Source organism: Herbidospora sp. RD11066 (assembly GCF_054661255.1).
In genome coordinates this window covers 166844-180846 of the sequence record NZ_BAAGDO010000010.1, presented here as the reverse complement: position 1 = coordinate 180846, position 14003 = coordinate 166844, and the positions used below count along the sequence as shown (strand labels likewise).

Sequence of the window (14003 nt, the reverse complement as noted above, 5' to 3'; positions counted from 1 at the left end):
GGTGTCGCCGTCGCCGCGGGGAGCGTGCATGACTGCTCATCGGATCGTCCCGTTCACCGATCCATCGCTACGGACCGTAGCCCAACACGTGACCACCTTCGACAAGGAACTGCGCGAGGTGGTCAAAGCGCTCACGCTGACGCTGCGCGCGGGCGCCGGCCGGGCCGGTCTGGCCGCGCCGCAGCTCGGTGTGCCGCTGCGGGTGTTCGCCTTCGACCTCGACGGACGGGCGGGTCACCTCGTGAACCCCCGCCTGGAGAGCTCGGAGCGGAAGGTGGTCGCCGACGAGGCGTGCCTGTCGGCCGCCGGGATCTGGTGGCCCCTGGAACGCTCCTTCTCGGTCACCGCGCGTGGCCGCGACATGTTCGGCAAGCCGGTCACGGTCCGGGCCATCGGCATGCTCGCCCGGGTGCTCCAGCACGAGGCCGACCATCTCGACGGCATGCTCTTCAGCGACCGGCTGGCGCCCGAAGAAAGGGAGAAGTTCCTGGCTCAGGTGTGATGCCCGGTTTGGGCCCGCCGTTAATGAGGTATTCCTCCTACCTGTCACGCTGTGTAACCGAATCCTCTCCTCCCGCCCCTTCGGAGGAGCACGCATGCCCCTGGACCGCCGCCACGCCCTGACGCTCGGCCTCTCGCTCGCCGGGGCCGCGGTCCCTCTCCTGACCCCGTCGAGGGCGGCGGCCGGGGTCGGCCCGATCCGGCCCCGCATCCACGAACGCCTCGAATGGGAGGCCCGCGAGCCGCACGAGACCGCGACGATCCTGCGCCGCGCCCCCGAGCACATCGTGATCCACCACACGGCGACGTCCAACACGATGGACGAGACCCTGGAGCACGCCCACCGCCTCTCCCGGGCGATCCAGAAGCACCACATGCGCCGCAACCGCTGGGACGACATCGGCGAGCAGTTCACCATCAGCCGCGGCGGCCACATCATGGAGGGCCGCAACCGCACCCTCCTGGCGCTCTCCCGCGGCATGCACGCCGTCGGCGCCCACACCGCCGACCACAACCGCACCTCGCTCGGCATCGAGAACGAGGGCACCTACGCCCGCACCAGCCCGACCCTGGCCCTGCTCGGCTCCCTGGTGAAACTGACGGCGTGGCTGTGCGCGCAGTACGACCTCAACCCCTACGAGGCGATCGTCGGCCACCGCGACCTGAACAACACCCGCTGCCCCGGCGACTACCTCTACGACCTGCTGCCCGAACTGCGCGAGCGGGTGTGGCACCGGATGGTCGGCCGCCGGTTCAGCCCGGCCGCCTGGAAGCTGGAGCAGCAGAGCCTGCCGCGCCGGGGCGTGCTGTTCGCCGAGCGGCCTGAACGCGTGTTCGACCACGGTCCCGCAATCGGCATTTCGGACCTTTCGGAAAACCGTCCCGAATAGGTCTCGGCAGTTGACTGTGGTGATCGAAGTTGTTCAGATGTATTTATCCGGGATATGGACGCATCCGGGCATAACGTCCTGCGAGGGATCTTCCGGGTGACATGAGGTGGGGGCCAAATGAAGATCTTCCGTACGTCCTGGCGTGTTTCAGCGGGATCTCCACCCGGCACGAGATCAGGACATGTAGCGTCTTAGCGCTCCTCGTTTCGGCCGCGTTCCGGCCCGGATGTATCCGGACGGCGCAAGGCCGACGAGACGGGCCCACCCCTGGTACGTTTCCCGTCCTCGCAGCACGCGAAGGCAATCGTGCCCCCTTTGCACCGACGCAGCACGCACCTTGCCCCGGAGGATCCCCGCACCATGAATCCCGAGAGCAGCATTTCTCGTCCTATATCCCATTTAGGGTCATTTACTACGATCACCCCTTTAATGGCTATCGCTCCCCGGGTGAGCGTTGTGGTCCCCGCGATGAACGAGGCCGAGAACCTGCCCCACGTCTTCGCGACGCTGCCCCGGTGGGTTCATGAGGTCGTGCTGGTCGACGGCGCCTCGACCGACGACACCGTCGCGGTGGCCCGCCGGCTCCGGCCGGGCCTGCGGGTGGTCACCCAGCCGGGCCGGGGCAAGGGCGACGCGCTGGCCGCCGGTTTCGCCGCCTGCACCGGCGAGATCATCGTGATGATCGACGCCGACGGGTCGACCGACGGGCGGGAGATCGTCCGGTTCGTCGCGGCGCTGGTCGCCGGGGCCGACTACGCCAAGGGCTCGCGCTTCACCAACGGCGGCGGCAGCGACGACATCACCTTCGGCCGCCGCCTGGGCAACCTGATGCTGTCCGGCCTGGTCAACCTGATCTACCGGACCCGCTACACCGACCTCTGCTACGGCTACAACGCCTTCTGGGCCAGCACCCTCGACGTGCTGGCGCCCGACTGCGCCGGGTTCGAGGTCGAGACGCTGATGAACATCCGCGCCGCCAAGGCCGGACTAAAGGTGCACGAGGTGCCCAGCCACGAACGCGGCCGCATCCACGGCACCAGCAACCTCCGCACCGTCCGCGACGGCTGGCGCGTCCTCAAGACGATCCTCCGCGAACGCGACACCCGCCTGCCCACCGCCCCCGCCGAGGTGAAAGACGAAGCCGGGGTGCCCGCCGACCAAGGCGCCGCCTGACAGAACGCCCCGGCCCGGAGGCGCCCGACCTGCTCGCACGCCTGACCTGCCCCTTCAAAGCACGCTCCGCCTGATCTGATCTGTGATGACTGAGAACCGGTGACCGAGACGCTCCGCCGTCGGCTGCCCGCCGACCTCCAGGATCCGCTGCTGCGCAACGCCTACGCCCTGATCGTCAACGCGGGCATCGGGGCGGCGCTCGGCGTCGGCTACTGGGTCATCGCGGCCCGGCTCTTCCCCGCCTCCGACGTGGGCGAGGGCCAGGCGCTCATCAACGCGATGCGGATGCTGGCGGCGCTGACCTCGTTCGGGTTCGTGGGGGCGCTGACCCGGTTCGTGCCGGAGACGGGGCGGGCGACGGGGCGGTTCGTCGCGGCGGTCTACCTGCTCGGCGGCGCCCTCGGGCTGGTCGCCACGGCGGTCTTCATCGTGGTCACCAAGGACGAACCCGGGTTCCGCATCCTGTGGGGCTGGCTGCCCGCCGGGGTGTTCGCGCTGGTCGTGATCGTGTGGTCGGTCTACACGCTGCAAGAGGTGGTGCTGTCGGCGCTGCGGCGCTCGACGTGGGTGCCGGTGGTGAACGTCGCCGTCGGGTTCGTCAAGGTCACCGCCGTCGCGGCCTGCGCGTTCCTGGTCGCGGCGCGCGGCGACGTCGTCTCGTGGCAGGTGTTCCTGGCCTGGATCATCCCGTGCGCGCTGGCCGTGCTCCCGGTCAACTACCTGCTGTTCGTCCGGGTCATCCCGCGCCACGTCGCCGAGACCGCCCACCGCGCTCCCCCGACGCTGAAGCGGATCGCCCGCTTCGCGGGAGGCGACTACTTCGGCTCGGTGTTCACGCTGGCCGCGATCTACCTGGTCCCGGTCGTGGTCGCCACCCAGGTCTCCCACCAGACCTACGCCTATTACGGCATCGCGGTCACCGTCGGCGGCCTGCTGGAGATCTTCGCGTTCACGATGGCGACCAGCCTGACCGTCGAGGGCTCCTTCGACCCGGCCAAACTGGGCCGCCACACCCGGCGGGCGCTGCACCGCAGCCTGACCGTGCTCATCCCGATGATCGCCCTGGTGGTGCTGGCCGCGCCGCTGGTGCTGAGCGTCTTCGGCGCCGAGTTCGCCGACAACGGCACCACCCTGCTGCGGCTGATCGCGCTGGCCACGCTGGCGCGGGCGTTCGTCGAGCTCTACCTGGGCGCGCTGCGGGCGATGGGGCGGGGCCGCGCGCTGCTCTACATCCAGGCGGCGCGGTGCGCGCTGGCTCTCGGGCTGACGTGGCTGCTGCTGCCCCGCTACGGCATCGAGGGCGTCGGGATCGCCCTGGTGGTCACGCAGAGTGTGACGGCGGCCGCGGTGGCGCCCGCATTGATCCGCCTGTGCCGTCCGCGGGGGGACGAAACCGATTCCGCACCCGGACACACCTCCGACGATTCCGAAGCGGTGGACACCATCAGACCCACAGCCCTCCCCTTCGGCGGAATACGCCGGCTGATGACTTCCAGAATCACCGACCCGATCGTCGATGATCCAGACGACGCGCCATTACGTACAGAACCGCCTGAAGAAAAGGCCGAGAATGAGCGGCCCGACGAAATGGCGGAGCCGGCGGAAAAACCCGCCGAAGACCCCGTTGAAGACCCCGCCGAAGACCTCGGCGAGGAAAAAGAAGAAAAGCACGTCGACTGGAGCGACTCCGAATTCGGCCTCAAGACGCAGGAGTTTCGGATCGTCGCGCCGGGCTGGGACGTCGCCCCCGCCGGTGAACTCGTGGTGGTCCCGGAAAGGGTCACCCCGCCCCCGCGCACCCACCGCCTGCGCGGCCTGGTCGTGCTGTTACGCCAGCCCCGCGAATGGCTGGGCGCCGCGATCACGGTCCAGGCCCTGGTCATGTACGTGCTGGCGATGAAGGCCCGCCCCACCGGCCTGGTCGGCGTGGATCTCTACGCGATGACCGGCCTCGGCCTGATCTCGGTCATGCCCCCCGTGGCGCTGTTCGCCATCGCCCTGCTGATCCTGAGCTTCTTCGACACCCTCACCCAGAAGCGCAACCGCCCGATCCTGCTGCTGTTCCAGATCCTCGCCGTCATGTTCGCCCTGCACGGCGCGGCGGTCCTGGTCGAACCCCTCCCGAGGTTCCCGGTCGCCTGGACGATCGGCGGCTTCGTCGACTACATCGCCCGTACCGGCGAGACCCTGGTCGCCCTGGACGCCCGCTTCAACTGGCCCGGCTTCTCGGTCTTCTCGGCGTTCATGATCAGGGCTGCGGGCGTCGAGGACGCGGCGGCGCTGCTGAACTGGTGGCCGCTGATCTCGAACGTCGCCTACCTGATCCCGCTGATCGTCATCGTCAGGCGGCTCCAGGCCGACCGGCGGGCCAAGTGGCTGGCCCTGATGATCTTCGTGGTCTCTCAGTGGGTCGGGCAGGACTACTTCTCCCCGCAGGGCATGACCTACCTGCTCTACATGCTGTTCGTGGCGATCCTGCTGACCTGGTTCGTCCGGGTCGATCCGGTCTCGTCGTTCTGGAAACGCCGCTGGACCCTGCGGCCCGGGGAGCGGGCGCCGCGGAAGACCACGACCACCGACAAGATCATCATCTTGGTCCTGGTCGTGCTGATCTTCGTGGCGACCGCGACGTCCCATCAGATCACGCCGTTCATGATGTGCGGGGTGCTGCTCGGTTTCGTGGTGTTCCGGCGCACCCGCCTCAGTTTCATGATGGTCGTGCTGTTCGGCGCGATCGTGGCGGCGTACGTCAACTACATGGCCGTCGCCTACTGGTCGGGCCACCTCGACGCGATGGTCGGCTCGGTCGGCCAGGTCGGCGGCAACCTCACCTCGCAGACCACCGGCAGGATCAGCTCCACCAACCCCGAACGCCTGGTCGTGCTCTACACCCGCCTGGCCATCACCGGCGTGATCCTCGGCCTGGCCGGGCTGGGCCTGCTGCGCCGGCTGAAGAAGGGCATCGGCGACCGGGTCGTCTTCGTGATGATGGTCGTACCGGTCCTGTCGCTGGCCATGCTCAGCTACGGCGGCGAACTCGGCCTGCGCGTCTACCTGTTCACCCTGCCGGCCACCAGCATCCTGGTCGCCTACCTCTTCTACCCCGGCCTGCCGAGCAAGGTCCCGCCGAAGCGCCGCTTCCCCAAGCTCACGAAGCTGCGCCCGGTCGTCGCCTGCGTCCTGGTGCTCGGCCTCGCGGGCGCGTTCCTGCTCGCCAGGTTCGGCAACGAGAAGTACGAGTGGACGTCCCCCTCCGAACGCGCCGCCATCGACTACATCTACGACCAGAAACTGGAGACCACCCGCATCCTCTACCTGGTCCCCGAGGGCGACGGCGGTTCGTCGATCTCGTGGAGCCTGACCGGGGTCGAACGGGTCCGCCAGATCAGGGCGACGGCCGGACGCGACCCGCTGAAGGTCGACAACGTGGTGGAACAGCTGCGCGACGCGGGCCCGGGTTCGTTCATCCTGGCAACCCGCAGTCAGGAGGCGTCCTTGGAGATCGACGCCAACTACCCCGCCGACTGGGGCCCGAAGATCCGGGTGTCCCTCGCCCAGCACCCCGACCTGAAGACCCTGGTCTGGAACGACGACGCGGCCGTCTACGCCCTGAAGGAACAGCCGACCGGCCGGATCGCCCCGCAACTGCGCGGCACCCCGTTCCGCATCGGCGAGACCCCGTGGACGCCCTACGGCCTGATCGCTCTGGGGATCTTCGTCCTGCTGGTGATCACACGGGAGGTCATCCGGATCAGGGACCGGCCGGGCACCTGGTATTGGAGCCGGAGACTGGCCTGGCTGTCGATCCCGTTCCTGCTCCTGGCGGGCTGGGTCATTCTGGAGAGGTTCATGCTGCTCAGCGTCTAGGTCGAGCTGAGCGACACGACGATGTGGTTCTCCGGATCGGCGATGCTCCCGGCGAACCGGTCTGCCGCCTGCCCATACCCGAGAAAGTCTTCCCTGTGCGCCGCGATGAACGCCGTCAGGGGCTCGACCGAGGCCCAGGCCTCCAGCCGGTGGGACACCAGGTCGTGCTGGGGGCTCTCCTGGGTCCAGCCGGACTTCTTCATCGCGTCGATCTGCCGGCCGACGGTGGTCTTGAGCACGATGAACTCACCCTCGTAGAAGACGTTGCCCGCGCCGTTGAGACCGCCTTCGTACATGTCGACGATGCCGAGCCCGGCCGAGATCTCCTCCCGGACGGAGTCATCGACGGCCACGACCTTGTCGCCGAAATTCGCGACCACGTACACGCCGCATCCGGCGACGCCGAGGATGACGACGACCCAGAACCAGAAGAGGGGCTTTAAGTTCCGCTCCCCCTCGCCTGCACCTTCTTGATGATCCACTCGCCGGAGACTAGCCGAGAAGTGATCGCCAGAGCGGCGTAGGTGCGAGGCTCCATCGGTGAGGTGAAGAACGCCCGGCGTGCCCACTTCAACGACCGGCCCCAGTTCCGCGCCATCGAGCTCTCGAAGGCCACCTGGCCCGCCAGCCGGGCGTAGCCGCGCCGGTCGCGCCGGAACTCGGGGTAGTTCTCCAGCAGCCACTCGTGGGAGTCGGCGATCATCGACCAGCGGCCGTAGAAGTGGGAGCCCTCGTGCGGGGGCACCTCGACCAGGATCTCCGGCACATACGGGATCGGGGCGTGCCGGGCGCAGCGGAGCAGCAGTTCGTAGTCCTCGGCGAAACCGCGCGGGATCTCCTCGGAGAAGATCCCGACCGGCCCGGTCAGCAGGGGCTTGCGCATCAGGAACGACGACGTCGTCGCCGCCGGGATGCGGGAGCGCAGCAGGTCGTCGAAGGTGATGTGGGAGGCGGGCCAGAGGCGTTCCTGGGTCGACACCATCCCGCAGGAGACCAGCGCCGCGTCGGGGTTGGCCTGGAGCGCCTCGACCTGGAGCCGGAGTTTCGACGGGCGCCAGGTGTTGTCGTCGTCGCAGAAGGCCACCAGGTCGTCGGGGGCCGCCAGGATGCCGCTGTTGCGGCTGCCCGCCACGTTGGGGACCCGTTCGTTGGTCGTCCAGGTCACCCGGCGGTGCGGGTCGTCCGACAGGACCTCCTTGTCGGGTTCGCACCGGTCGAACACGATGACGGCGGTGATGTCACCTTCGTAGTCCTGCGCGCGCACCGAGGCCAGGGCCTCGCGGAGCATCTCGGGCCGGTTGCCGGTCGTGCAGACGACCACGCTGACCGCGGGCCACGTCATCGGTTGATCCACCGGACCTCGTAGGACTTGAGGGTGACCTGCTTGCCGTCGACCGTGGTCTTGGTCTCCTCGCCGCGCGTGTTGACCACCACCAGCTTCTTGGACGACGCCAGCAGCCGGACCGCCGGATGCGTCGCGGGCACGCTCGCCAGCCGGGTTCCGGCCGGGAACGACCGCGCGAACTCCTGGAGCATGGTCAGCGCGGGCAGCGGCTGACCGGCCTTCGGCTGGTCGAGGTTGGTCCACAGGCAGCCGTCGCACTCGGGGCCCTCGCCCTGGGGCGACCAGTAGAGGGCGGCGGCGGTGCCGCTCTTGGCGAACTCGATCATCGCGGCGGCCTGGACGGCCAGGCGGCGCCCGGTCGTCCAGTCGGACTCGGCGGGTTCGAAGTACCACTCGGCCCACCAGATCGGCAGCCGGGTCTGCTTCTTCAGCCACGCGTTGACGGCCGAGAACTTGGCCAGGGCCTTGAACTCGTCGGGATACATGCCCTTGGACGACTCGGAGGTGCCGTCGACCACGATGAAGTCGGCGCCGTGCTTGTTCTTCAGCCAGAACCTGATGGCGTCGAGGCCGCGCTGGTCCTGGCTCCCCCAGGGGCCGGAGACCTCGGACTTCCAGCCGGGCCGGTCGGTGACGTTGATGTAGGGGCCGCCGACCTGGATCTTCGGGTTGACCTTCTTCAGGGCGTCGTACACGAGGTTGTACATCTCGGTGTAGCCCTCGTAGTCCCACCGCTTGAGCCCCTCGTTGAAGAAGCCCTTGAACTCGTTCCACACGATGAAGTGGCGGACGTAGGGGTAGCGCTTGGCCGCGGCGGCGGCCAGTTTCGCGAAGTCCTTGTAGTGCTTGCGCAGCGGCGACTGGGTGAAGTTGTTCTCCCAGTCGGTCTCGCCGGGCTTGCCGCCGACCATCCAGTCGGGGGCGCAGCAGAGGGTGATGACCGGCAGGCCGCCCGAGCGCCTGATGGCGGCCATCCGGCTGTCCATGGTGTCCCAGTCGTACTTGCCGGGCGAGGGCTCGGGGTTGAGGGTGCCGAAGCCCATGATGTGCTGGTTCTGGATGATCCGGCCCTTGGCCAGGCTGCGTTCGGCGATCGCGGTGACCTCGGGCGGGCCCGAGTCGACGCTGAACCGGGTGTGCGAGAAGCCCCAGACCGGGAACCCGTTGGGCGCCCCCCCGCCGACGATGATCGGCTTGGCCGCCGCGGGGCCCGCGACCGCTTCGGGTGCCGACTCCCCCTGGTCGCCTAACGGCTGCCACGGGACGGCCGGGGGCCCGGACATCGCGATGATGAGGGCGCCGACCGCGCCGGCGACCGTGACGATCGCGAAGAGCATGACGAGCCTGGTGCGGAGGGAACGGCGTGCGTGCCGCCAGTGCCGCCGATTCTCTCGAGCCACCCGGTCACGATATCGGGCGAAACAAAGAATCGCCCGATACCCCGGAATCTAGAAGCCGAATCGCAACTCGGTCAGGCCGTTCTCGAAGTTGGAACGCAGTTGGCGGCCTTCGCCGATGGCGTGGATCTCCGGAAGTCGCTGGAAAAGTTCCCTGAACGCGACAGTGAGTTCTTTCCGGACGAGATTCGCACCGAGGCAGAAGTGGATACCCGGTGCACCGAACCCGACATGTGGATTCGGGTCACGGGTGATGTCGAACGTGTCGGGATTGGCGAAGACCGTTTCGTCGCGATTGGCCGACAGAAAGTAGAGGACGACCTTGTCGCCCGGTTGGAAGACCTGCCCGCCGACCTCGTGCTCGACCTTGATCGTGCGGCCGGTGCGCATGCCCGGCGTCACGTAGCGGACGATCTCCTCGATGAACGTGCCGATGTGCTTGTCGAAGTCGTTCACGAGCAGTTCGCGCTGGTCGGGGTGGGTGGTGAGCAGCCGCAGGCCGTGGGCCATGGCGTTGCTGGCGGTGTTGATCCCGGCGGTGACCAGGAGGGTGAAGAAGGCGCCGAGCTCCATGCTGGTCAGCTTCTCGCCGTCGAGGTTAGCGGTGACGAGCTGCGAGATGACGTCTTCCCGGGGGTCCTTCCGACGCTCCTTGCCGAGCTCGATGACCATGCGGCGCAGCCCCACCAGGCCGAGCGTGTTCTTGGCCGCCAGCCCTAACGACGACACGAACCCGGGCCGCACGCCGGTGTAGTCGGCCCAGGTGTGCACCCGTTCGATGACCAGGTTCCGGTGCTGTTCCGGCACGCCGACGATGTCGCAGATGACGCCCGAGGCGATCGGGTTGGCGATCTGGGTGATGAAGTCACCGCCCGGACCTGCGGCGATGACGCCGTCGATGATGCGGTTGACGTTGGCGGTGACGTCCTGCTCGCTCTTGTCGAGCATGCGGGGGGTGAACGCGCGGGCGATGATGCGGCGCAGGCGGCCGTGCTGGGGGTCGTCGAGGTTCACCATCGAGTTGCCGAAGATGTATTTGGCCCAGAACGGCGGCGGCGGGATCGACACCGACGGATAGCTGCTGAACACGGCCGGGTTGCGCAGCGCGTCGGTGATCTCCTGGTGCCGGACCAGCGCGTAGAACCCCTTGCCCGACCGCAGGCCCGGCACCCTCGGCTCCCCGAAGTACATCGGCTTCTCGATCTGCCGCAGCTGCTCGAAGGCCGCCAGCCTCTCGGGGTGGGGCCGCCCCCAGAAGTCGAGGCTGCCCAGGTCGATCTTCTGCACGAGGGTCATAAGGAGCAGCACCTCAGGTCGGGGGACGGGCCGGTATTCGCGTGATTAGTATGGCGCGGTCATCGCTCCCTAGGTCACCGGAATTCATCGCATATGAAGATCGATGTTGTACGCCCCCGTGATCTCGGCGAGCCGGAATTATCAGCCTGGCGGTCGATGCGCCGGGCCTCGCCCCACCTCGCCAGCCCGTGGCTGGCACCCGAGTTCGCGCAGGCGGTCGGCGCGGTCCGCGACGACGCCAGAGTGGCCGTGATCTGGGATAACAACGACCTGGCGGGCTTCCTGCCGTTCGAGCCGTGCGGCCCCCGGGCGGGCCGTCCGCTGGCCGCGTGGATCACCCTGGCGCAGGGCGTGGTGCACCGTCCCGGATTCGAATGCGCCGGTTCCGACCTGCTGAAAGGCTGTGGTCTGGACGTCTTCGAGTTCGAATATCTGGTCGGCGGCCAGCCCTGGTTCAGCACGGACGAGAATCGGACGGCGATGCTGCTCGATCTCGAATCCGGATATGACGGATATATCAAGTTCTTTCGCGAGACGTCCCCGAAGTCGTACAAGACGATCGTCTACAAAGAGCGCAAGCTGCAGCGGGACCTCGGCCCGCTGACCTACGAATACGCGTCAAATGATCATTTCGACGCGCTGCTGCGCTGGAAGTCCGACCAATATCGCCGCATCGGCCGCGCCGACCGCACCACCGAACCCTGGGTGGCCGCCTTGATCGAAAAGCTGCGCGACGTCCAGACCCCGGAATTCAGCGCCCCGCTGTCGGTTCTGAAGATCGGCGACCGCCCGGTCGCGGCGCATTTCGGCCTGGTCAGCGAGGGGGTCATGGCGGGCTGGTTCCCCGCTTATGATCCGGAACTGGGGTCCTATTCGCCTGGTTTGATTCATCATTTACGCCTGGTCGACGCCGCCGCCGCCCGAGAAATCCGGCACATCGACACCGGAACCGCCGGGGACTACAAGCAGACCATCTGCAACGGAACCCTCCCCCTGTCCGAGGGCGTCGCGAGGCGGCCGGGCGCGGCCTCGGCCCTCCACTGGCTGCGCACCGCCCCGGCCCGCAGGATCAAGAAGACGATCATCGGCAACCCCCGGCTCTACGCCCTCGCCGACCGGGCGCTGAAGATGCGGGGCCGCGCGTGAGGATCGACGTCCTGCGCCCGTCGGAGCTGACCGGGTCGCACCTGAGCGACTGGCGGGCGCTGGAGCGGCTGGACCGCCGCCCGAACCCGTTCCTGGCGCCCGAATACACCCAGGCCGTCGGCGCGGTCCGCGACGACGCCCGGGTGGCGGTGATCGACGGAGGCCGGGGCTTCTTCCCCTTCGAGCAGCGGGGCGCGATCGGCCTCCCGATCGGCTCGGTGCTCTCCGACCTCCAGGGCATGGCGGCCGAACCCGGCCTCTCCCCCGACCCGAAGGCGCTGCTCAAGGCCTGTGACCTCAAGGTCTGGGCCTTCGACCATCTGGACCCCGCTCAATTCGTCCAGAGCCAGAAGGAGCGGCACCCGTCTCCGGTCATCGACCTGACCGGCGGCTACGACGTCTACGCGAAGGGCCTGGCCGAGCGGTCGAACAAGATCTACAAGTCGACCCTGAAGAAGGAGCGCCGGCTGGCCCGTGAGGTGGGCGAGGTCCGGTTCGTCCTCGACTCCCCCGACCGCGCGGCCCTGCACACCCTCCAGGCGTGGAAGTCGGCGCAGTATCGCCGCACCGGCCGCCCCGACCGCTTCGCCGAGCCGTGGGTCGTCGCCGTCACCGAGCGCCTGCACGACCTGCGGACCCCGGTCTTCACCGGCACGCTCGGCCTGCTCTACGCCGGGGACACCCTGATCGCGGGCAACTTCGGGGTCCGCACCGAGACGACGATCATCGCCTGGTTCCCCGTCTACGACCCCGCCTTCGCGTTCTACTCCCCCGGCCTGATCCACCGCCTGCGGCTGTGCCGCGCCGTCGCCGAGGCGGGCGTGACCCTGATGGACCTGGGCCGGGGCGAGAAGGGCTACAAGGACAGCCTCAAAACGGGCGATCTCCTGGTCGCCGAGGGCCGCCTGTCGCGGCCCTCCCTCACCGCCGCCCGCCACTGGCTGACGCACGAGCCGCGGCGCCGCGCCGTGAACCTGGTGCTCTCCACCCCGGTCCTGTACGGCACCGCCGACCGCGCGGCCAAATGGCTCGCGGCCAGGCGCGGCCCTACTCCTGCGTCTGGGGATTGAGCCCCGGCAGCATCTTGGCCCCCGCGACCGAGGGGTCGGTGAGCTGCAGCACGTCGAGGCCCTGGGTGATGTCGCTGGAGTAGATGTAGCCGTTGTAGAAGTAGGCCGACCACGATCCACCGAGGGCACCCGGCTCCAGGGGCTCGCGGTCGAACGAGGCGATCTCGCGGGCCTGCGCGGGATCGGAGAAGTCCCACACCGAGACCCCGCCCTGGTACCAGGCCTGCACCATGAGGTCGCGGCCCTCGACCGGGATCACGTTGCCGTTGTGCGCGACACAGTTCTCGCCATCGGTCTGCACGCGCGGGATCTTGAACAGCCCGAGCGGCGTGAGCTTCCGGTCCTTCAGTTCATAGACGGCGTTGCCGCCCTTGTTCCTCGGCACCCCGGCCGCGCACATCGCGGTCGTGCCCCCGCCCAGTTCGTCGCTGAAGACGACCTTCGTGCCGTCGGGGGTGAACGCCGCCGAGTGCCAGATCGAGAAGTTCTCGCGGTCGGTGACCCGCTGGAGGACCTTGGGCGCGACCCGGTCGGTGATGTCGAGCAGCAGGCCGTCGCCGTAGCAGGCGGCCACCGCCAGGTTCTCCGACGGGTAGGCGGTGATGTCGTGACAGCCGCCGAACCGCCCGGGATCGCGGTCGGTGAACAGCGTCGGGGTGGCGACCACCTTCGCGGCGGCCGGATCGGCGGCGGGTACCTCGACGATCGAGATGATCTCGTGCGGCGCCGGGCAGTTGGCGGTGCCGGGGGCCGGTCCCGCCGAGGCGACGTACACGTAATGGACGGATTCGCCGGGGATGAAGGTGTTCGTGTGCGACCCGCACCGGGTGCGGACGGCCGTGACATAGCGCGGATGCGCGACGTCGGTGATGTCGAAGATCCGGATGCCCTCGAACGAGGCCTCCTGCGCGGGGTCGCCCGGCCCGCTGGAGCAGTCGGCCCCGGCCCGGGGTTCGTCGACCGACAGGAACAGCAGGTTGTTGTAGACCGAGACGTCGTTCTGCCCGGCGGGACAGAGCACCCGGGTCACCACCGACGGCTTCGCCGGATCGCCGATGTCGTAGACGGTGAACCCGTCGTAGTTCCCGCCGAAGGCGTACTTCCCCTGGAAGGCCAGGTCGGTGCCGAACGACTCGGGGGTGTCGAACGGGGCGCCGGGCGGCACGTTGGCGACGTGCCGCAGACCGGGCGTGATCGTGAACTCAGGCGCCGGAGCGCTGCTCTTCGGGGACGCGGGGGACGTTGAGGGCGCCGGCGCGGTCGTGCAGCCCGCTATGAGGAGAAGTGCAACAAATAGCCGCTTCATTACGACGCAGCG

11 protein-coding genes are annotated in these 14003 nt (G+C 68.4%); 6 read left to right on the top strand and 5 right to left on the bottom strand.

Features of this window, described 5'->3' with window-relative positions:
• The first annotated feature begins 28 nt into the window (after positions 1-28).
• From ACYQ78_RS32180 to ACYQ78_RS32165, 4 genes are all read left to right on the top strand, one after another.
• Complete coding sequence (locus tag ACYQ78_RS32180) at positions 29-502, top strand: peptide deformylase (protein ID WP_459804714.1); 474 nt, start codon at positions 29-31, stop codon at positions 500-502.
• A gap of 94 nt (positions 503-596) precedes the next feature.
• Positions 597-1391, top strand: a complete 795-nt coding sequence (locus tag ACYQ78_RS32175; RefSeq protein WP_459804713.1) for a peptidoglycan recognition protein family protein — start codon at positions 597-599, stop codon at positions 1389-1391.
• A gap of 447 nt (positions 1392-1838) precedes the next feature.
• Positions 1839-2564, top strand: a complete 726-nt coding sequence (locus tag ACYQ78_RS32170; RefSeq protein WP_459804712.1) for a glycosyltransferase family 2 protein — start codon at positions 1839-1841, stop codon at positions 2562-2564.
• Positions 2565-2663: 99 nt separating this feature from the next.
• A complete protein-coding gene (locus ACYQ78_RS32165) occupies positions 2664-6431 on the top strand; it encodes a lipopolysaccharide biosynthesis protein (protein WP_459804711.1) in 3768 nt (1255 codons plus the stop codon).
• Here ACYQ78_RS32165 and ACYQ78_RS32160 read toward each other — a convergent pair.
• From ACYQ78_RS32160 to ACYQ78_RS32145, 4 genes are read right to left on the bottom strand one after another with little or no spacing between them, the layout of a single operon-like run.
• Positions 6428-6913, bottom strand: coding sequence for a hypothetical protein (locus ACYQ78_RS32160; RefSeq protein ID WP_459804710.1), 486 nt, complete (start codon positions 6911-6913; stop codon positions 6428-6430). The two genes, ACYQ78_RS32165 and ACYQ78_RS32160, sit on opposite strands and share 4 nt — an antisense overlap.
• Positions 6871-7773, bottom strand: a complete 903-nt coding sequence (locus ACYQ78_RS32155) for a glycosyltransferase family 2 protein (protein WP_459804709.1) — start codon at positions 7771-7773, stop codon at positions 6871-6873. Before ACYQ78_RS32155 ends, ACYQ78_RS32160 begins: the two co-directional genes overlap by 43 nt.
• A complete protein-coding gene (locus ACYQ78_RS32150; RefSeq protein WP_459804708.1) occupies positions 7770-9176 on the bottom strand; it encodes a GH39 family glycosyl hydrolase in 1407 nt (468 codons plus the stop codon). Before ACYQ78_RS32150 ends, ACYQ78_RS32155 begins: the two co-directional genes overlap by 4 nt.
• A 48-nt stretch (positions 9177-9224) precedes the next feature.
• On the bottom strand, positions 9225-10469 hold the full coding sequence (locus ACYQ78_RS32145; protein WP_459804707.1) for a cytochrome P450: 1245 nt from the start codon (positions 10467-10469) through the stop codon (positions 9225-9227).
• 93 nt (positions 10470-10562) lie between these two features.
• On the opposite strand from ACYQ78_RS32145, the gene ACYQ78_RS32140 reads away from it, so the two are divergent.
• Together ACYQ78_RS32140 and ACYQ78_RS32135 are read left to right on the top strand one after the other, a co-directional pair.
• Positions 10563-11615, top strand: coding sequence for a GNAT family N-acetyltransferase (locus ACYQ78_RS32140; protein WP_459804706.1), 1053 nt, complete (start codon positions 10563-10565; stop codon positions 11613-11615).
• Positions 11612-12685: a GNAT family N-acetyltransferase gene (locus ACYQ78_RS32135; RefSeq protein WP_459804705.1), complete on the top strand. Its 1074-nt coding sequence runs from the start codon at positions 11612-11614 to the stop codon at positions 12683-12685. The genes ACYQ78_RS32140 and ACYQ78_RS32135 overlap by 4 nt, the downstream gene beginning before the upstream one ends.
• Here the strand turns inward: ACYQ78_RS32135 and ACYQ78_RS32130 are convergent.
• Complete coding sequence (locus ACYQ78_RS32130) at positions 12663-13991, bottom strand: LVIVD repeat-containing protein (protein WP_459804704.1); 1329 nt, start codon at positions 13989-13991, stop codon at positions 12663-12665. The two genes, ACYQ78_RS32135 and ACYQ78_RS32130, sit on opposite strands and share 23 nt — an antisense overlap.
• Between the last annotated feature and the right edge of the window lie 12 nt (positions 13992-14003).